At 65.0% G+C, this 18,525-nt stretch carries 20 protein-coding genes; 16 read left to right on the top strand and 4 right to left on the bottom strand.

What is annotated here, in order from left to right:
* The 13 genes from ACELLULO517_RS24870 to ACELLULO517_RS24810 form a co-directional block, all read left to right on the top strand.
* Positions 1–760: hypothetical protein (locus ACELLULO517_RS24870; protein WP_227310143.1), on the top strand; the 760-nt coding region annotated here is incomplete at its 5' end.
* Positions 761–779: 19 nt separating this feature from the next.
* Positions 780–2,168 (top strand): Tol-Pal system beta propeller repeat protein TolB, encoded by a 1,389-nt coding sequence (gene tolB, locus ACELLULO517_RS24865; protein ID WP_406566296.1) that lies wholly within the window; start codon positions 780–782, stop codon positions 2,166–2,168.
* 194 nt (positions 2,169–2,362) lie between these two features.
* Entirely contained in the window at positions 2,363–2,872 is a 510-nt protein-coding gene (locus ACELLULO517_RS24860) for an OmpA family protein (protein ID WP_227310142.1), read from the top strand.
* A gap of 221 nt (positions 2,873–3,093) precedes the next feature.
* Positions 3,094–3,975 (top strand): tetratricopeptide repeat protein, encoded by an 882-nt coding sequence (locus tag ACELLULO517_RS24855; RefSeq protein WP_227310141.1) that lies wholly within the window; start codon positions 3,094–3,096, stop codon positions 3,973–3,975.
* Entirely contained in the window at positions 3,969–5,318 is a 1,350-nt protein-coding gene (gene tilS / locus ACELLULO517_RS24850; protein WP_227310140.1) for a tRNA lysidine(34) synthetase TilS, read from the top strand. Before ACELLULO517_RS24855 ends, tilS begins: the two co-directional genes overlap by 7 nt.
* A gap of 196 nt (positions 5,319–5,514) precedes the next feature.
* Complete coding sequence (gene ftsH, locus ACELLULO517_RS24845; RefSeq protein WP_227310139.1) at positions 5,515–7,455, top strand: ATP-dependent zinc metalloprotease FtsH; 1,941 nt, start codon at positions 5,515–5,517, stop codon at positions 7,453–7,455.
* 70 nt (positions 7,456–7,525) lie between these two features.
* A complete protein-coding gene (gene folP / locus ACELLULO517_RS24840) occupies positions 7,526–8,359 on the top strand; it encodes a dihydropteroate synthase (RefSeq protein WP_227310138.1) in 834 nt (277 codons plus the stop codon).
* A gap of 85 nt (positions 8,360–8,444) precedes the next feature.
* A complete protein-coding gene (locus tag ACELLULO517_RS24835; protein ID WP_227310137.1) occupies positions 8,445–8,720 on the top strand; it encodes an antitoxin of toxin-antitoxin stability system in 276 nt (91 codons plus the stop codon).
* Positions 8,717–8,995 (top strand): type II toxin-antitoxin system RelE/ParE family toxin, encoded by a 279-nt coding sequence (locus ACELLULO517_RS24830; protein WP_227310136.1) that lies wholly within the window; start codon positions 8,717–8,719, stop codon positions 8,993–8,995. The genes ACELLULO517_RS24835 and ACELLULO517_RS24830 overlap by 4 nt, the downstream gene beginning before the upstream one ends.
* Before the next feature lie 125 nt (positions 8,996–9,120).
* Positions 9,121–10,518: a phosphoglucosamine mutase gene (gene glmM, locus ACELLULO517_RS24825; RefSeq protein WP_227310135.1), complete on the top strand. Its 1,398-nt coding sequence runs from the start codon at positions 9,121–9,123 to the stop codon at positions 10,516–10,518.
* Positions 10,518–11,348, top strand: a complete 831-nt coding sequence (gene thiD, locus ACELLULO517_RS24820; protein WP_227310134.1) for a bifunctional hydroxymethylpyrimidine kinase/phosphomethylpyrimidine kinase — start codon at positions 10,518–10,520, stop codon at positions 11,346–11,348. Before glmM ends, thiD begins: the two co-directional genes overlap by 1 nt.
* Positions 11,345–12,418, top strand: a complete 1,074-nt coding sequence (locus ACELLULO517_RS24815) for an acyltransferase family protein (RefSeq protein ID WP_227310133.1) — start codon at positions 11,345–11,347, stop codon at positions 12,416–12,418. Before thiD ends, ACELLULO517_RS24815 begins: the two co-directional genes overlap by 4 nt.
* 54 nt (positions 12,419–12,472) lie before the next feature.
* A complete protein-coding gene (locus ACELLULO517_RS24810) occupies positions 12,473–13,183 on the top strand; it encodes a DUF1223 domain-containing protein (RefSeq protein WP_227310132.1) in 711 nt (236 codons plus the stop codon).
* On the opposite strand, the gene ACELLULO517_RS24805 is transcribed toward ACELLULO517_RS24810, so the two are convergent.
* The 4 genes from ACELLULO517_RS24805 to ACELLULO517_RS24790 all read right to left on the bottom strand — a co-directional run bounded on the left by ACELLULO517_RS24805 (position 13,172) and on the right by ACELLULO517_RS24790 (position 15,270).
* Positions 13,172–13,510, bottom strand: a complete 339-nt coding sequence (locus ACELLULO517_RS24805; RefSeq protein WP_264481651.1) for a DUF6314 family protein — start codon at positions 13,508–13,510, stop codon at positions 13,172–13,174. The two genes, ACELLULO517_RS24810 and ACELLULO517_RS24805, sit on opposite strands and share 12 nt — an antisense overlap.
* Before the next feature lie 68 nt (positions 13,511–13,578).
* The gene (locus ACELLULO517_RS24800) at positions 13,579–14,010 is read right to left on the bottom strand and encodes a DUF29 domain-containing protein (RefSeq protein WP_227310131.1); all 432 of its coding nucleotides are present in this window, start codon (positions 14,008–14,010) and stop codon (positions 13,579–13,581) included.
* Positions 14,011–14,045: 35 nt separating this feature from the next.
* Positions 14,046–14,690 (bottom strand): NrsF family protein, encoded by a 645-nt coding sequence (locus ACELLULO517_RS24795; protein ID WP_227310130.1) that lies wholly within the window; start codon positions 14,688–14,690, stop codon positions 14,046–14,048.
* Complete coding sequence (locus ACELLULO517_RS24790) at positions 14,683–15,270, bottom strand: RNA polymerase sigma factor (RefSeq protein WP_227310129.1); 588 nt, start codon at positions 15,268–15,270, stop codon at positions 14,683–14,685. The genes ACELLULO517_RS24795 and ACELLULO517_RS24790 overlap by 8 nt, the downstream gene beginning before the upstream one ends.
* Positions 15,271–15,481: 211 nt before the next feature.
* Here ACELLULO517_RS24790 and ACELLULO517_RS24785 point away from each other — a divergent pair, with 211 nt between their 5' ends.
* The 3 genes from ACELLULO517_RS24785 to ACELLULO517_RS24775 are packed head-to-tail and all read left to right on the top strand — an operon-like array spanning position 15,482 to position 18,429.
* Positions 15,482–16,666, top strand: coding sequence for a phosphoserine transaminase (locus ACELLULO517_RS24785; RefSeq protein WP_227310128.1), 1,185 nt, complete (start codon positions 15,482–15,484; stop codon positions 16,664–16,666).
* Between the two features lie 5 nt (positions 16,667–16,671).
* Positions 16,672–18,258, top strand: a complete 1,587-nt coding sequence (gene serA, locus ACELLULO517_RS24780; RefSeq protein ID WP_227310127.1) for a phosphoglycerate dehydrogenase — start codon at positions 16,672–16,674, stop codon at positions 18,256–18,258.
* 27 nt (positions 18,259–18,285) lie between these two features.
* Positions 18,286–18,429 carry a hypothetical protein gene (locus ACELLULO517_RS24775; RefSeq protein ID WP_227310126.1) on the top strand — a complete coding sequence of 48 codons (144 nt, stop codon included), beginning with the start codon at positions 18,286–18,288 and terminating at the stop codon, positions 18,427–18,429.
* Positions 18,430–18,525: the final 96 nt, after the last annotated feature.

The following is an 18,525-nucleotide window of genomic DNA, read 5'->3' as shown; positions in this document are numbered from 1 at the left end:
GACGCCGACCCCGGATGCGGAGCCTTTGCCGCCGCCGCCCCCGCCCGCGCCGACCCCGCCGCAGCCGCAATCGACGCCCAAGGCTCAGCCGACGCCGAAGCCCACGAAGCCGACGCCCGCCAAGCCGGTGACGCCGCCGAAGCCTGAGCAGACGCAGACGCCGCCGAACAAGGCCACCGCGCCGGCCAAGCCGTCACCGGAGACGACGGCCGACGCGACGCCCGCTTTGCCGATGCCGCCGCCCCCGGCCCCGCCCGCGCCCCCCGCGCCGGTGAGCCCGACGACGCAGCCGCATCCGACGCAGAATCCGGCGGCGATGAGCCAGTCGGTGCTGAATACGCTCGACAAGCTGCGGTCGATGAACATGAACCAAAAGTCGCCGACGTCGCGCTATAACCCGCAACAGGGCGGCGCGCCGGATGCCGGCGGCCAGCGCAACAGCGATGCAACCTCGTCACTGACATCGGCCCAGCGCGGCGCCATCGGTGATAAGGTTCGCGCTTGCTGGACGATCGATAGCGGTGCCCAGGGCGTTCAGCAGATGAGCGTGATCCTGAAAGTGACCACGGACGGCAGCGGCACACCGCGTCTGGCTCAGGTCGCACCATCCGATCAGGGCCGCGTGAACGGCAACCCGGTGCTGCAGGCCTTCGCCGAGCGTGCGGTGCGTGCCGTGCTTGACTACCACTGCTCACCCTTGCCTTTGCCGCCTTCGCTCTTAGGTTCGGCTCACACCTTCACCTTTCGGTTCAGTCCGTGACAGGGAAGCAGGAACAAGAATGACCTCGTCCACCCATCTTCTTGGTGAAACTGATGACACCGCGCCGACGGTGCCCGGACTGATCCGGCGCATCACCCGCCGCGGCATGATCGGCACGACGCTCGCGACCGCGCTCGCCGCCCCGGCCTTCGCGCAAAGCGCGCCGGCCGCGGCGCCGGCCGGTGGCGACGCCGCCGGCTCGGCGGTGATCGACGTCAACCGCGCCCGCACGGCCCCGATCCCGATCGCCATTCCGCCCTTCGCGGGCGGCACCAGCCAGGGCGATCTGGTCAGCGTGATTTCGGCCGATCTCAACAATTGCGGTCTGTTCCACGTTGTCGACGCGTCCGGCGTGGCTGCCACCGCGCCAGGCGGCGCCCCCGATTTCGGTGCCTGGAAAGGCACCGGGGCGCAGGCGCTGGTCACCGGCAGCGTGACGCAAAGCGGCGACCAGCTGCGTGTGGAGTTCCGCCTATGGGATATCCTGCCCGGCACGCAGCTGCAGGGCACGGCCTATACGACCTCGGCGTCCAACTGGCGCCGCATCGCCCATATCATTGCCGACGTGATCTACCAGCGGCTGCTCGGCGAGAAAGGCTATTTCGATACCCGCATCGCCTATATCTCGACCATCGGTCCGCGCAGCAATCCGACCAAGCGTCTGGCGATCATGGATCAGGACGGCGCCAACAACCGCTTTTTGACGGATGGCAGCTGGACCGCACTCGGGCCGCGTTTCAGCCCGACGCGCGACCAGATCGCCTTCATCAGCTATGTGAACAAGATCGTGCGCGTCTATCTGTTCGATCTCAGCAGCGGCACGCGCTCTCTGGTCGGAAATTTCCGCACCATGACCTTCTCGCCGCGCTTCGCGCCGGACGGCAACAGCATCATCATGTCGCTGTATCAGAATGGCGGGTCCAACATCATCACCTGCTCGCTCTCGGGCGGCAATGTGCGGACGCTGACGAGTTCCGGGGCGATCGACGCCAATCCTTGCTACAGCCCGGACGGCAGTCAGATCGTTTTCGAGTCGGATCGTGGCGGCGATCAGCAGCTTTACGTGATGGGCGCTGATGGTTCCAACGTCCGCCGCATCAGCTTCGGCGCCGGCCGCTACGCCGACCCGGTGTGGTCGCCGCGCGGCGATCAGATCGCCTTCACCCGCCTCGGCGGCAGCTTTGCCGTGGGTATCATGGCGCCGGACGGCTCGGGCGAGCGCATCCTGTCGGAAAGTTTCGACGTCGAAAGCCCGACCTTCTGCCCGAACGGTCGTGTTATCATGTTCCAGCGCGGTGCCGGCACGGCGTCCCGTCTGGTCTCGATCGATATCACCGGTTTCAACGAACAGGCGGTGCAGACGCCGACCAGTGCGTCGGACCCTGCCTGGTCACCCTTATTGTCCTAAAAATGTGGCATTTTATTCACGTAGGGCTGCATTTCGAAGAATGAAGCCTACATTGCTTGACCGTAAGCCCTGGCTCACTGTAAGCGCCGCGCTAGCCTGATTATTCCTAGCGTTTCAGGTTGATTTTTCCGGTTGGTTTTTTTCGCAACGCGTCGATTTCTGTCAACACGAACCCCATTAGGGACACGATCCAAATGAACATCAAGATGCTCGGCGCCTTCGCCGCCGTTGCCTTGCTTGCTGCCTGCGCCAAGCCGGCTGCCACTGCGATGTCGACCGGTGCCGGCCAGACCGTCACCTCCGGTCCGGCTCCGGGCAGCGAAGAAGACCTGGTCGCGAATGTCGGTGACCGCGTGTTCTACGGCTTCAACAAGACCAGCCTGTCGTCTGACGCGACCGGCACCTTGTCCCATCAGGCCGGCTGGCTGCAGAAGTTCCCGCAGGTTGCCGTGCTCGTTGCCGGCAATTGCGATTCGCGCGGCACCGAAGAATACAACCTGGCGCTGGGTCAGCGCCGCGCTGACGCCGCCCGCGACTACCTGGTCGCCCAGGGCGTCGATGGCTCGCGCATCCAGACCATTTCCTATGGCAAGGACCGTCCGGTCGCGCAGGGTGACGACGAAGCGTCCGCCCAGCAGAACCGTAATGCCATCACCTCCGTGCAGGGTCACAACCCGCAGGAAGGCACCGGCACGTCTTCCTAATTTCGAAATCCGGGATGGCGTGATCGCCATCCTTTTTTCGAGCGGAAACGCAAAAATGGCGGACAGCGCAAGCTGCCCGCCATTTTTTTGGTGAAGCCCGGCCCAGCATTGCGGCCCTGTTCCTGCCCGGATGACAATCTTTTGGTAAGCCTGTCATCATGACGCGCGCCAACCCTGGTGGTAGAAGCGTGCTGGCATCGCCCTCGGAGATTTGTCCCCCTATGAAGAAGACCTTGCTGGCCGGGCTCTGTGCAAGTGCCCTGTGCTTTCTCCTCCCGCCTCAGCTTGCCCATGCGCAAAGCGATTCCGTGACAAGCCGCGAAGGCATCGCGCTGCAGAACCAGATTTCGTCCGTCCAGAACCAGATGCAGCAGATGCAGGCGAGCCTGCAGCAGATCCAGGCGAATGGCGGCGGTGGTGGTGGTGGCGGTTCGTCCGCGCCGGCCGATAATGGCGCCGGCGGTCCGCTGACCAGCCAGTTGCTGCAAAGGGTCAGCACGCTGGAGGACGAGGTCCGCAGTCTGACGGGCCAGATGCAGCAATTGCAGAACCAGGTGAATACGCAGAACGCCCAGCTGAACAAGCAGATCGGCGATATCACCTTCCAGATGCAGAGCGGCGGCGCGGGTGCGGCGGCCGCCGGCGCAGCCGCCGGTTCTGCTGCGGCCAGCCAAGCGGCACCGCCGCCCAGTGGGCCGGCCCCCGGCCCCGTTGCCGCGGCGACGCCGGAAGACCTCATGAGCCAAGGCAATATCGCGCTGCATGACGGGAAATATCAGACATCCGAAGGCGTCGCCCGGGAGATTCTGGCCAAGCACCGCACCAGCCCGCGCGCCTACGACGCGCAATATCTGCTCGCGCAATCGCTGCAGGGTCAGGGGCGCTTTCAGGAAGCGGCTCTCGCTTTCGACGATGCCTACAACATGAACCACAAGGGCAAGAAGGCGCCGAATGCGCTGCTCGGCCTGTCGATGACGCTGGCCTCTATCAAACAGAAGGCGGCGGCCTGCGACACCCTGTCCACACTGCATGCCCAATTCCCGAAGCCGCCGGCCTATCTGGTGGCCCCGATCGCGGCCCAGCATAAAAGACTGGGGTGCTGACCCGGTTCGCCCCTGACAACGCCTGTCCGCAGCCACTTTCGGCTGCGGAATTTTCCTCGCTCCTCAGACCGCTTGGCCCCTTCGGACACCGTCCGCTTCTGGGCCTGGCGGTCTCCGGCGGGGCTGATAGCCTGGCCCTCGCCCTTCTCGCTCAGCACTGGGCGCAAGACCAGGACGGAGGGGCCGAAGCCTTCGTCGTCGATCACGGGCTTCGGGCCGATTCTCGCTCGGAGGCTGAGAGCACCGCGCAGCGCCTGAGCGAGCGGGGCATTGCGACCCGCATCCTGCCCCTGTCCGATCTTAAACCCGGTCCCGGCATTTCCGACCGCGCCCGCGGCGCCCGCTACCGGGCCTTGGCCGAAGCCTGCGGCCGTGCCGGGATCGTTCATCTTCTTCTCGGCCATCATGCCGCCGACCAGGCCGAAACCCTGATCATGCGGTCCTTGCGGGGGAGCGGCGATAGCGGCCTCGCCGGCATGGCCGCCGTCGCGGAAACCGGCGGCATAAGGCTGCTGCGGCCGCTGCTGACCGTCCCGCCGGGTCGGTTGCGCGCGACCTTGCGCGCCGCGGGGCTGGACTGGGCGGAAGACCCGACCAATGCCGATACGCGCTTCACCCGCGCGCGCCTGCGGGGCCTGCGGGCGGATGGTGCCGGAAACGGACCCGCCACGCGCGCCTTGACCGAAACCGCCAGGCTTTTTGGCCTGCGCCGGGCTGAGAGCGACCAGGCAATCGCGGGCTTCCTCGCGGACTATGCCGTCATCCGCCCGGAAGGCTTTATGCGCATCACGGCAGATGGGTCCTGGCCTGCCGCCGCGCTCGCTCAGGCGCTGCGGATGATCACGGGCGCCGACTATCCAGCTGGCCCTGCCGCGATCGCCCGCATCGCGGCCGATCCGTCAGGGTCGATCGGGCGCGGGCTGGTGCTGGGTGGCGCGCGCCTTCTCCCGGCCGGCCGACTGGGCACCGGTTTTCTGGTCTGCCGGGAGGCGGCAGCCATGGCGCCGCCCGTGCCAGCGCTTGCCGGCGCTGTCTGGGATGGGCGATTTCGTATGCCGGCGGGCGAGTCTGACCAGCCGGGTGAAATGATTGCCCCGCTTGGCACAGATGCAGCCCGCTTCCGACGCGTGTCGGACCTGCCCGCCGTGGTGCTCCGGACATTGGCCTGCTTCCGAAACCGGGCCGGGGACCTGCTGGCCGTACCGGCCCTTTCCTGGGCGGCGGATGGGGAAAGCGGCGGACGGCGGCTTTTATTCGCCCCGGCCGTTCCGGCCGCTGGCGCCCCTTTTTTCCCCGCACCGCAGACCATCTCTTGCTCAAGCGCGAAAAAAATGACGGGATAGCAGCGCCACCGCGAGATAGGGGCTGCGCTTCGTTGAAAGACTTCCTATCTTTAAGGTGACAAGGCGGAATATTATGGGCTGAGGTCTCGCCTTGGGTGGAAGGCCTTCCGATGCTAGAACCCGTTTTCGCTCCATGCTGAGGGAAACGGGCCGGCTCGGGCAATGCCGCTATGCCGGTTAGGAACTGGATGAAGTAATGAGCAATTTTGGTCGCAACCTTGCGTTATGGGTGATCATCGCACTGCTTCTGGTAGTGCTCTTCAGCCTCTTCCAACCAGGCGGGCTGAGGGGGACGAGCAACACCACCAATGTCACCCAGATGGCCTATTCCGAATTCCTGACCCAGGTAAAACAGGGTGACGTCAAGGACGTCGTCATTCAGGACCGCAATATCAGCGGCGACCTGAAGGACGGACGCGCCTTCGAAACCTATACGCCTGAGGATCCGTCGCTGGTGCAGACGCTGACCGACAAGAATGTCGAGATCGTCGCAAAGCCCGCTGATGCCGACAGCAACCCGTTGCTGCACTATCTGCTGTCCTGGTTCCCGATGCTGCTCTTCGTCGGTGTCTGGATTTTCTTTCTGCGCCAGATGCAGTCCGGCGGTGGCCGCGCCATGGGCTTCGGTAAGTCCCGCGCCCGGTTGCTGACCGAAAAGCAGGGCCGCGTCACTTTCGAAGACGTGGCCGGGATCGAGGAAGCCAAGACCGAGCTCGGCGAGGTCGTGGAATTCCTCAAGGACCCGCAGAAGTTCCAGCGCCTCGGCGGCAAGATCCCCAAGGGCGTCTTGCTCGTGGGTCCGCCGGGCACCGGTAAGACGCTGCTGGCCCGCGCCATTGCGGGTGAGGCGAATGTGCCCTTCTTCACGATCTCGGGCTCCGACTTCGTGGAAATGTTTGTGGGCGTCGGCGCCAGCCGCGTGCGCGACATGTTCGAACAGGGCAAGAAGAACGCGCCCTGCATCATCTTCATCGACGAAATCGACGCCGTCGGCCGCCATCGCGGTGCCGGGCTCGGCGGCGGCAATGACGAGCGTGAGCAGACCCTCAACCAGCTGCTGGTCGAGATGGACGGGTTCGAAAGCAATGAGGGCGTGATCCTGATTGCCGCCACCAACCGGCCGGACGTGCTGGACGCGGCCCTGCTGCGCCCCGGCCGCTTCGACCGTCAGGTTGTCGTCCCGAACCCGGACGTGAACGGCCGCGAGCGCATTCTGCGCGTGCATATGCGCAAGGTGCCGCTGGCCGCTGACGTCGATCCCAAGACCATCGCGCGCGGCACGCCCGGCTTCTCCGGCGCCGATCTTGCGAATCTCGTCAATGAAGGCGCCCTGCTCGCGGCCCGTCGTGGGCGGCGCGTCGTCTCCATGGCCGAGTTCGAGGACGCCAAGGACAAGGTGATGATGGGCGCCGAGCGTCGGTCCCTGGTCATGAGCGAAGACGAAAAGAAGATGACCGCCTATCACGAGGCCGGTCATGCGCTCTGCGCCATGCTGGAGCCGGAATGCGACCCGGTCCATAAGGCGACCATCATTCCTCGTGGCCGTGCCCTTGGTCTGGTGATGAGCCTGCCGGAAGGCGACCGCTACTCCAAGAGCAAGTCCAAACTGCTCGGCGAGCTGACCATGGCGATGGGCGGCCGTGCCGCCGAGGAGATTATCTTCGGGGCGGACAAGGTCTCCAACGGTGCGTCCGGCGACATCAAGATGGCGACAGATCAGTCGCGCCGGATGATCACTGAATGGGGCATGAGCGATAAGCTCGGCATGATCGCTTATGGCGACAATGGGCAGGAGGTTTTCCTGGGCCATTCCGTGACGCAGCATAAGAACGTGTCGGAAGCGACGGCCCGCGAGATCGATACCGAGATCAAGTCGATCATCGATGCCGCTTACGCCAAGGCGAAGGCGCTGCTGACCGAAAATGTCGCCGCTCTGCATGCCATCGCCCGCGCGCTGCTCGAATTCGAGACGCTTTCGGGTGATGAAATCCGCGGCATGCTGCGGGGTGAGCCGATCGTTCGCAAACCCGTCGATGACGTGGTGCCGCCGGAAAATCGCCGCGCTTCGGTGCCGACCGCCGGCCGGCCGGTGCCGCCGATCGCGAGCGGGATCGGGCCGACCCCGAACCCGGCCTGATCGCCGCGCCCGTTTGATCTGCAACAGCCCCCGGTCCCCAAGACCGGGGGTTTTTGCTATCTGGCGCGGCATGGAACCTCGCAGACCGTCGCACTGGGCTGGCCTCACGCTCGACCGTCCCCTCATCATGGGGATTCTGAATGTCACGCCCGATAGTTTCAGCGACGGCGGCCGGCATTTTCAGGACGCGGCAGCGCTTGTCGCTGGTCAGGCAATGCTCGCGGCCGGGGCCGATATTCTGGATATCGGCGGGGAAAGCACCCGCCCGGGCGCGCTGCCAGTCGATCCTGCCGAGGAATGCCGCAGAATCCTGCCCGCGATCCGCGCCCTGGCGGAACGCGGCGCCGTCATCTCGGTCGATACCCGCAATGCCAGCACCATGGCGGCCGCTCTCGATGCCGGGGCGCGCATCGTCAATGACGTGACGGCGCTCGCCCATGATCCGGCCGCCCTGAAACTGGTCGCGGACCGCTGCGCGCCGACCGTGCTGATGCATATGCGCGGCACGCCCGCGACGATGAACGACCTCAACCGCTACCGCGATATCGGGCAGGAGGTTGCGGACGAACTCGGCAGCCAGATCGCGGCCGCGATGGCCGCCGGTCTGCCGCGGGAGGCGATCGTGACCGACCCCGGCTTCGGCTTCGCCAAGGTCGGCGCGCAGAATATCGACCTGATGCGCAACCTGGCGCCGCTTCGGACGCTGGGCTTCCCCATGCTCATCGGTCTGTCGCGAAAGGGTTTCATCGGCCAGTTATCGGGCGAGCCGGTCTCGGCCCAGCGCCTCGGCGGTTCGCTGGCGGCAGCCCTGTTCGCGCTGACCCAGGGGGCAGCGATCCTGCGCGTGCATGACGTGCCGGAGACGGTGCAGGCAGTGCGCGTGTGGCAGGGGCTTTCCGTCTGATGCAGCCAGCCCTCCGCCGCGTTTTCAGTTTCCGAACCTGAGCCCAGATTTGCTATCCTGGCGATCTCACAGCGGGTCCATCGCGATGTCGCAAGAAACCAGTCTGACGCTCACTGTCGATACCGAACTCCAGAACGATTTTCTGGCCGAAGCAAAAGCCGCCGACCGCGGCCCCTCGGATATCATCGAGGAATTCATGCGAGAGTTCGTGGCACGCCAGAAAGAGGCCCGGGCCTATGAGGATTTCGTTCGGCTGAAGGTTGAGAAGGCCCGCCAATCCTTGGCTGCTGGCCGGTTCCGGTCCAATGACGAGGTCGAAGCGGATTTTGCCGCCCGCCGAAACGCCCCACGTGGCGCTTGAAGGTTTACTGGACGGAAGACGCGGACCGGGATCGCGCGCAGATCTATGACTACATCGCGCAGGATAACCTGGACGCCGCTGTCCGGCTCGACCAAACCTTCTCCGCAGCTGCCCAGAGACTAGCGGAGTTTCCGTTCCTTGGCCGGCGCGGCATTCTTCCTGAAACGCGCGAGCTTCATCCACACGAAAACTATCGGTTGGTCTATGACATTCGGGACGATGAAATCTTCATCCTGACGATCATCCATACCTCCCGGCAATGGCCGCTCCAATAAGCCTTGGTCAGCCGCCGCCATCCCCCTTCTCGAAACCGACTGATACCAGCCCTGAATTGCCTGTCCGCCAGCGCATCGCTACACCAAGCGCGCTTGAGACTGTTTGACACGAGGCGGATAAACCCATGAGCAACCGCACCGAAGGCCCGAAGCTCGCGCCTGCGCGCGCCCTGTTCGGCACGGACGGCATTCGCGGCCGCGCCAATTCCCATCCCATGACGGTGGAGACGGCGCTGCGCCTGGGCCAGGCGGCCGGGCTGATGTTCACCCGCGGCAGCTACCGCCATCAGGTCCTTATCGGCAAGGACACGCGGCTGTCCGGCTATATGATCGAGCAGGCGCTGACGGCGGGTTTCCTGTCTGCCGGCATGGATGTCGTGCTCGCCGGCCCCTTGCCGACCCCCGCCATCGCCCTGCTGACACGCAGCCTGCGCGCCGATCTCGGCGTCATGATCTCGGCCTCCCATAATCCTTTCGAGGATAATGGCATCAAGCTGTTCGGCCCTGACGGGGTGAAGCTGTCGGACGCGCATGAGGCCGAGATTGAGGCCGAGATGAAATCCGACCTCGCCGGCCAGCTCGCCAAGCCCGACGAACTCGGTCGTGCCCGCCGCCTGAATGACGCGGCCGGCCGTTATATCGAGGGCGTGAAGGGCACCTTCCCCAAGGGTCTGCGCCTCGACGGCTTGAAGATCGTGCTCGATTGCGCGAACGGCGCCGCCTATCGCGTCGCGCCGACGGCGCTATGGGAACTCGGCGCGCAGGTCATTCCGCTCGGCGTCTCACCCGACGGCTTCAATATCAACCGCGGTTGCGGATCGACGGCACCCGACAATCTCTGCACCGCCGTCGTCGAACACGGCGCCGATATCGGCATCGCACTGGACGGCGATGCCGACCGGCTCATCATGTCGGACGAGCATGGCGAGATCATCGACGGCGACCAGATCCTGGCGCTGATCGCGGGCTTCTGGGCCAAGACCGACCGGCTGCAGGGCGGCGGGATCGTCGCGACCGTCATGTCCAATCTCGGCCTGCAGAAATATCTCCGGAATTTGGGGCTGGATCTGCACCGCACCCAAGTGGGTGACCGTTATGTCGCGGAACGCATGCGCGCCCTTGGCCTCAATCTCGGCGGCGAGCAGTCGGGCCATGTCATCCTGTCGGATTTCTCGACGACCGGTGACGGGCTGGTCGCGGCCCTGCAGGTGCTCGCGGTGCTGGTGCGCCAGGGCAAGCCGGCCTCGGAAGTCTGCCGCGTCTTTCAGCCCTCGCCGCAGCTTCTGCGCAATGTCCGTTTCGCGGGCCCCTCGCCGCTCATCGACGAACGCGTCAAATCGGCCATCCTCGCGGCCGAAGCGGCGCTTGGGCCCGAAGGGCGGCTGCTGATCCGCCCCAGCGGCACCGAGCCGCTGATCCGCGTCATGGCGGAGGCCGATGACAAGGCACTCATCGCCCGCATCGTGGGCGAACTCTGCGAGGTCATCGCGGCCGTCGCCCGCGCGCCGGAAAACGCCGCCTGATGCCTTCGTCTCAGGGTCGCGTCCTCGTCATCGCCGGGTCTGACAGTGGCGGTGGTGCGGGCATTCAGGCCGATATTAAATCCGTCATGGCGCTCGGCGGCTTCGCGACCACGGCGCTGACGGCACTGACCGCGCAGAATACGCGGGGCGTAACCGCCGTGCTGCCGGTGCCGCCGGACTTTCTGACCGCCCAGATCGATGCGGTGATGAGCGATATCGGCGCGGACGCGATCAAGACCGGCATGCTACCCGACACGGCCAGCATTCTGGCGGTGGCCGATTTCGTCTCCCGCCTGTCGCCCCGGCTGCCCTTCGTCATGGATCCGGTCATGGTCGCGACCAGCGGCGACCGGCTGCAATCGGAAGACGCGCTCGCGGCCTTGAAATCGCGCCTGCTGCCGCTCGCGACCGTCATCACGCCGAATATCCCCGAAGCCGAACTGCTCCTGGGACGGCAGATCCGTGATGAAGCCGCCCAGCGTGAGGCCGCCCAGGCATTGCTCGCGACCGGTGCGCAGGCAGTCCTCGTCAAAGGCGGTCATCTGACCGGTGAGACGTTGACGGATCTGCTCGCCACGCGCGACGGCATCGTCGCCATCACCGGCGAACGGATTGCTTCGCTCAATACCCACGGCACCGGCTGCACGCTGGCCAGCGCCATCGCGACGGGCCTGGCCCAGGGCATGGGTCTGGAGGACGCGATCCGCCGCGCTTGCGCCTATGTGGCGGCCGCCATCCGCGCGGCCCCTGGCCTCGGCGGCGGCCACGGCCCGCTCGGCCATAACGTGACGGTCGATCCAAGCCGCATCGCTGCTTTACGAGTGCAGTGACCACCGAAACCGGCGCGCCGCTCCGCCATCAGAACCGGGCGCTGACCTCCATCCGCGGCATCATGGCGCTATGGGTGGTGGGGCATCATCTGCAATTCGGGCTGAGTGTGGGCGGCTATGACTACGCGGCCTGGCTGTTCGGCCCGGGCTATGTCGGCGTCGACGTCTTTTTCGTGCTGTCGGGCTTCGTCATCACGGCCGTCCATCGGGACATGACGTCGAGCAGCACGGGCGATTTCTTCATTCGCCGTATTTTCCGCATCTACCCGCTGCATTGGTTCGTGCTCGCCATTATCCTGGCGATCTGGGTGAGACAGCAATGGATCGAGGGCCTGCCCCTGGTGACAGATCATCTGGCCAGTCTGCCGATCGTCGCCCTGCTGCTGCAGCCTTATCTGCTTCATGAACCCAACTGGAATGTCGCCAGCTGGTCGATCGGCGTGGAAATGCTGTGCTACCTGCTTTTCCCGCTCGCCATCCTGGTTCTGCGGCGCATGACTCTGGTGGTCAGCCTGGCGGCCCTGGTCATCGCCGTCTTGTACGAGCGTCATACCCATTCGGAGATGGTCTGGGGTTGGCCTGCCATCGCGCGCGGCCTCTCCGGCTTCGCCCTGGGCATGATGGTGCAGCAGATGACCTTGCTCTTCCCCCGCCCACGCACGCGTCTCGCGACAAGCCTGGAACTGGCGGCCGTGGGTCTAATGGCGGTCACCGTTCTGCTGCGACATCTGGCTCTGTTTCCGATACCCGCCGCGCTGCTCATCTACGCTTTGGCGGCCGAGCGGGGCGTTTTGAGCCGGGCTTTGTCAGGACCAGTCTGGTACTGGCTCGGCCAGATTTCCTTCTCCGTCTATCTGCTCCATCCGACCGTCATCGCCCTGTTTTCCGGCCTGATGCCGCCGAAGCGGCTGCTGGCCGCATTGGGTTTGACCCTCGGTCAAGGTTTGACGGCCTTGGTCTGGACCGTTCTTGTTATCGGCACCCTGCTGACCCTCGCCAGCTTGACCTGGCGGCTGATCGAAGACCCGGCACGGCGCTGCGGTATCCGCTTAGCGCGGCGTCTCGGGTAACCTTCAGACGAGATCAGGCGAATAAGGGACAAGACCAAGGAAAGGGTTTCGTCCATGCGTGCCATCACTGCCCTGATGCTGGGTGCGGCAGGCCTCGCCCTCTCGGCGCTACCGGCCAAAGCTGCCGACAATCCGCTGGTGCTGGAACTCTTCACCTCCCAGGGCTGCTCCTCCTGCCCGCCCGCCGACGCCTATATGGCCGAGTTGAAACGCAGCAGGCCCGATCTGCTTTTGCTCGATTTCCACGTCGATTACTGGGACCGGCTCGGCTGGCACGATCCCTTTTCGCTGGGACGCGCAACAGAGCGGCAGGAGTTCTACGCAAGCGCCCTGCATACGGAAGTCTACACACCGCAACTGGTCATCGGCGGATCGGAACAGGCCATCGGATCGGCCCGCGCCGATGTGCAGACCGCCATCGGCGCGGCGCAAGCCGACCGGCAAGCGGCCGCACCTGTCGCCGTCTCGCTCAGCGCGCGTGGCACGCAAGTTCAGGTCACGGTCGGGCCGGGTCAGGGCAGTGCCGCCATCTGGCTCGTGGGATTCGACGACAGCCACAGAACGGCGATCGGGCGCGGGGAGAATGATGGCCTGACCGAGACCGAGGTCGATATTGTCCGGTCAATCCAGAACCTTGGTGCCTGGACCGGTCAGCCGGCTCAAGTCACGATCCAAAGGCCAAGGGGTGAGCGCATCGCCGTGCTCGTGCAGCGCGCCGACGGCCTTATCCTGTCGGCCGCAACCCTTCCCGCGTCAGGCTCGTGAAAAGACGGTGGCGATGACCAGATCCTTGCGCGGCCCGGTAACGCGCCAGGACAGGCGCCAGCGGTCGGGCCCGTCCATGCGGTAGCGCCCGCGATAGAGATCGGGTGCGCAGTCATGGGTGACGCAGGCAGCGCCGTCATCGCTCAACTGCGCGTCATGAAACAATCGCCCGTCGTCGAAGAAGACCAGGAAACGATCGGGCCCGACGATCTCGAACCGATAGTCCCGCGCGGCATTCATGACGACAGCGCCGAGTGTCAGAATGCCGCTTTCGGAAAAGCGGATACCGCCGGCCTCTGGCGTGAAGCGGGCCTTGCCCGCCATCAAACCCAGCGCACCCGCCTTTCGGTCCTGAATGCGACGGCGCAGAACCCAGTCGCCGGCGAATAGCGCGCTCAGACCGGCCAGAAGTCTTGGTCCATGATCTGGTCGAAACTCCAGGGGCAGCCGCTTGGGAACACGCTGTCATCGAGCCCCGTTTCAACCACGACGTCCAACACAGCATCACCATAGGCGTCCGTTACCGCTTGCGGCAAAAGTGCCTTAAGGCTCGGGTTGTCCCGCAAATGCCGGACTAACTGTCTGCGATTGTTCATAATCGTCACACGCCAGCTTTTGCCGCGGCGATCCGGCTGATACTGCCATTTCAACAGGTGCTGGATCAGCAGAGCCAGCCGGTTGATCAGCTCACGCTTCTCGCTCCGTCCCATGCTTTCGATTTCCTCAGCGATATTCGCGATATCGGCATCCGCCAGCCGGCCGGCCCGCAGCAACGCCGCCTGCTCATTCGCCCAGGCATAGAAATCACTGTCATAGGTCTCGCTCATCGCGCCTCTCCTCCAGGCCTTCGATTGTAGTCAATCTAGCGGAACACCCGCCCGGCGAACAGGCGATTGAGACCGATGACGACCGCAACTGCCGCCACATGCCCGACCAGATCGCACAGCGAACCGTCATAGGCGTGGAAGAAATTGAGCAGAGTCGCCGCCGCCCCGGCCGCCGCCAAGCCGGCCAGTGCCGCCGTCAGATTGGGACGTACGGGAAACGTCCGGCTTAACAGCACGACCAGCAGCGCCGACAGCGGCAGCGAGACGAGAAGGATGAAGCCGAACTCATATTCGGCTGCAACCATGGTCGCATCCTGGAAGCCCGGCAGACGCCAGATATGGGCGAAGCCCATGCCGCTCTCGAAAATCCACCAGGCGAGTGCGGGCAGCGGCAGCAAGGCCCAGCGCGGATTGCGCCCCGGCATGCCGGTCATGAAAGCCGCGATCACCGCCAAAACCGCCGTCAGCGCGGAGCTGAGAGCGGCAAGCCACATATAGGGTGCGAGCATCAAATCCGCCATCATGGCGTGCAGATCCGCGCGGACGGCCAAGAAATCAGCGAAAATCGCCACCGCCACAAGCCAGATGAGCACCAGCCGCGCGGGGCGCACGCGGCGCACGGGTTTAAGATCGCGGCTGAGTTTTTCGATCAATTGCTGATGCGATATCGGCTCAGACATCGTCACCCTCCCCCGCCGGATCCTTCACACCCATGCGCAATCGCAATCCCTTCAACGCACGATGCAGATTGACCTTCAGCGCGGTTTTGGACCGCCCGGTCGCGGCCGCAGCCTCCTCCAGCGATTCGCCGGCCAGGCCCAGACGCTCGGCCGCCTGCCGCTGACCAGCCGGCAGATCGGCGACATTGCGGCGCAGCGCCTGCGCGCGATCATCGGCTTCCAGCCGATTGTCGGCGTCCTGATGGTCTGACGCGAAATTTTCATAAGCGAAGGGATCATGCACTTCCCGCCCCGCCTGCCGGCCTGAGCGGCGTAGAAGGTCGATCGAACGACGATCCGCGATCGCCCGCAGCCAGGGCAGAAATGGCCGCGTCGGATCATAGGTCGCACGCGCCCGATGAAGCGTGATCAACACCTCCTGCACTACATCCTCTACCTGATCGGCGCTCACGCCGCGCCTGCGGGCAGCGGCCGCGATGGCGGGCACCGCATCGCGCAGCACCTGCCGATAGGCAGCCGCGTCACCGCGCTGGGCCGCTGCCATGAGCTGACCCAGACGATCCTCAACCGGTTCAACCATAACGCGGTATCACCTGCGGTGCTGCCATCCCCTTGTTCGGTCGGCACCCTAACCGCTGGCGACGCCCTCTCCTAGCCACCCCGATGACAGGTAATTCGACGCAGCCCAGCCCCCGGTTACCGTGATTGCGGAATATCCGCCGATCCTCTAAATGCGTCGGCGGGTCACGCCCCCCCACCGGGGCGCTTCTCTTCTGAAAGGGAGAGCCAAAATGGCACTCGTCACGAAGCCGGACATCCGTCCGCATAATCCCAATTTCTCGTCTGGCCCTTGTGCCAAACGCCCCGGCTTTACGCTGGACGCGCTGAGCGGCGCGATGCTCGGCCGCAGTCACCGCGCGAAAGAACCGAAGGCGCGCCTCGCCGAGGTCATCACCCTCTCCCGCGATATTCTCGGCATGCCGGAAGGCTGGAAGCTCGGCATCGTGCCGGCCTCCGACACCGGTGCCGTGGAAATGGCGCTGTGGTCCATGCTCGGCGCCCGCCCGGTCGATGTTCTTGCCCATGAAAGCTTCTCGGAAGGCTGGGCGAATGACGTCATCAAGCAGCTGAAACTCACGGATGCCCGCGTGCTCGGCGCCGAATACGGCAAGCTGCCCGACCTTACTGCCATCGACCCGGCGCATGACCTGGTCCTGGCCTGGAACGGCACCACCTCTGGCGTCCGCTATGCCGATGGCGATTTCATCGCGGCCGACCGCGAAGGCGTGGTTATCTGCGATGCGACTTCGGCCGCTTTCGCCATGGACCTGCCCTGGGACAAGCTCGATGTCGTCACCTGGTCCTGGCAGAAGGTGCTGGGCGGTGAAGCCGCCCACGGCATGCTGGCGCTCTCGCCCCGCGCGGTCGAACGGTTGACGACCTTCAAGCCGGATCGTCCGCTGCCCAAGATCTTCCGCCTCACCAGCGGCGGCAAGCTGATCGACGGCGTTTTCATCGGCGAAACGATCAATACGCCGTCCATGCTCTGCGTCGAAGACGCGCTGGACGGGCTGCGCTGGGCGCAGTCGGTCGGCGGCTTGCCGGGTCTGATCGCCCGGTCGGAGGCCAATCTGGCCGCCATGGCCGCCTGGGTCGCTGAGAGCGACTGGGCGAGCTTCCTGGCGGAAGATGCCGCGATCCGCTCCTCGACCTCGATCTGCCTCAATATCGCAGCCCCCTGGTTCACGGCGCTGGATCAGGCGACGCAGACCAAGGCCGCCAAGAAGCTGGCAGCGCTGCTGGAGAAGGAAGGCGCCGCGTTCGATATCGCCTCCTACCGCGACGCGCCCCCGGGTCTGCGCATCTGGGGCGGTGCGACCATCGAGACCGCCGATATTGCCGCTCTCCTCCCCTGGCTCGACTGGGCCCATGCCCAGGTTGAAGCCGAGTTCGCGACCCTCAAGGCAGCAGAGTAGATCCGATGCCCAAAGTTCTGATTTCCGATAAGCTTTCCGCCGCCGCCATCGAGATTTTCCGCTCGCGCGGGATCGAGACGGATGTGAAGACAGGCCTGTCCCCGGCCGAGTTGCGCGCCATCATCGGCGACTATGACGGTCTCGCCATCCGCTCCGCGACCAAGGTCACGAAGGAACTGCTGGAAGCGGCACCGAACCTGAAGGTTGTCGGCCGCGCCGGCATCGGTGTCGACAATGTCGACATCAAGGCCGCGACCAGCCACGGCGTCGTCGTCATGAACACGCCCTTCGGCAATGCCATTACGACCGCCGAACATGCGATTGCGATGATGTTCGCCCTCGCCCGCCAGTTGCCCGAGGCCAGCGCCTCGACCCGCGCCGGCAAGTGGGAGAAGAACCGCTTCATGGGTGTTGAGCTGACCGCCAAGACGCTGGGCATCATCGGCTGCGGCAATATCGGCTCCATCGTGGCCGACCGTGCCGTCGGGCTGAAGATGAAGGTCCTGGCCTATGACCCCTTCCTGTCCGAGAAGCGAGCCGTGGAGCTTGGCGTCGAGAAAGCGGAGCTGCCGGAACTGTTCGCCCGCGCCGATTTCATCACGCTGCATACGCCGCTGGTGGAAGGCACGCGCAACATCATCAATGCCGCGGCCATCGCGACCATGAAGCCGGGTGTGCGCATCATCAACTGCGCCCGCGGTGGGCTGGTGGATGAGGCCGCTCTGCTGGAAGGCCTGCAGTCCGGCAAGGTCGCCGGCGCCGCGCTCGACGTGTTCGAGGTCGAGCCCGCGACGGAAAACCCGCTCTTCGCGCTGGAGAACGTGGTCTGCACGCCGCATCTGGGTGCGGCCACCGCCGAAGCGCAGGAGAATGTGGCGCTGCAAGTGGCCGAGCAGATGAGCGACTATCTGCTGACGGGTGCGGTCGCGAACGCCATCAACGTGCCGGCGATCTCGGCCGAGGATGCACCGCGCGTGCGGCCCTATATGGAACTCGCCCGCCGCCTGGGGGAATTTGCCGGACAGCTGACGCAGGCCCGCGACGGTGTCATCACCCATGTGACCATCGAGTATGAGGGCGCGGTTTCTCAGCTCAACCACAAGCCGCTGACCGCCGCCGCCCTGGCCGGGCTGATGGCGCCGATGATCACGGGCGCCAATATGGTCAATGCCCCGGTCCTGGCGCGCGAGCGCGGGATTGAAGTGGCCGAGACCGTTCATGACCGGGTCAGCGAGTATCAGACGCTGATCCGCCTCACCATCGCGACCAAGACCAATACGCGCTCGGTCGCCGGCACCTTGTTTGCCGGGTCCCGTCCGCGCCTGGTCGAGATCAAGGGCATTCCGGTGGAAGCTGATTTCGGGCGTCACATGCTGTATGTGACGAACCAGGACAAGCCGGGCTTCATCGGCCGTTTCGGTGCCACGCTGTCGGATGCCGGCATCAATATCGCGACCTTCCACCTGGGCCGGGCTGCGGCAGGCGGCGACGCGATCTGCCTCGTCTCACTGGACGAGCCGATGCCGGAAGCGGTGCTGGACGTCGTCCGGGCACTGCCGCTCGTGGTTCAGGCGACGTCCCTTACCTTCTAAACCGGCTCAGCAACAAGGCAAGCCAGCATGGGCGATAACGGCAATATCCTGGCCCTGATCGTATTGGTTCTTGTTGCCGCCATCATCCTGGGTGGCTGGCTCGCCTTTCCGGCGATCAGCCATTTCATGCAGAATCAGGACTGCGTCGCTGCCGGCCATATGAACTGCTGAGACCTCCTCCCGAAAGCGTGTACGGCTCACCCCTTTCGGCATAGGCTTAAGCATGATTGACTAAATGTCGAAGGAGCGCTGTCCAAAAGGGGCAGC

This window comes from Acidisoma cellulosilyticum (genome assembly GCF_020621385.1).
GTDB classification, from domain to species: domain Bacteria; phylum Pseudomonadota; class Alphaproteobacteria; order Acetobacterales; family Acetobacteraceae; genus Acidisoma; species Acidisoma cellulosilyticum.
This window is presented reverse-complemented; position numbering and strand designations above follow the sequence as displayed.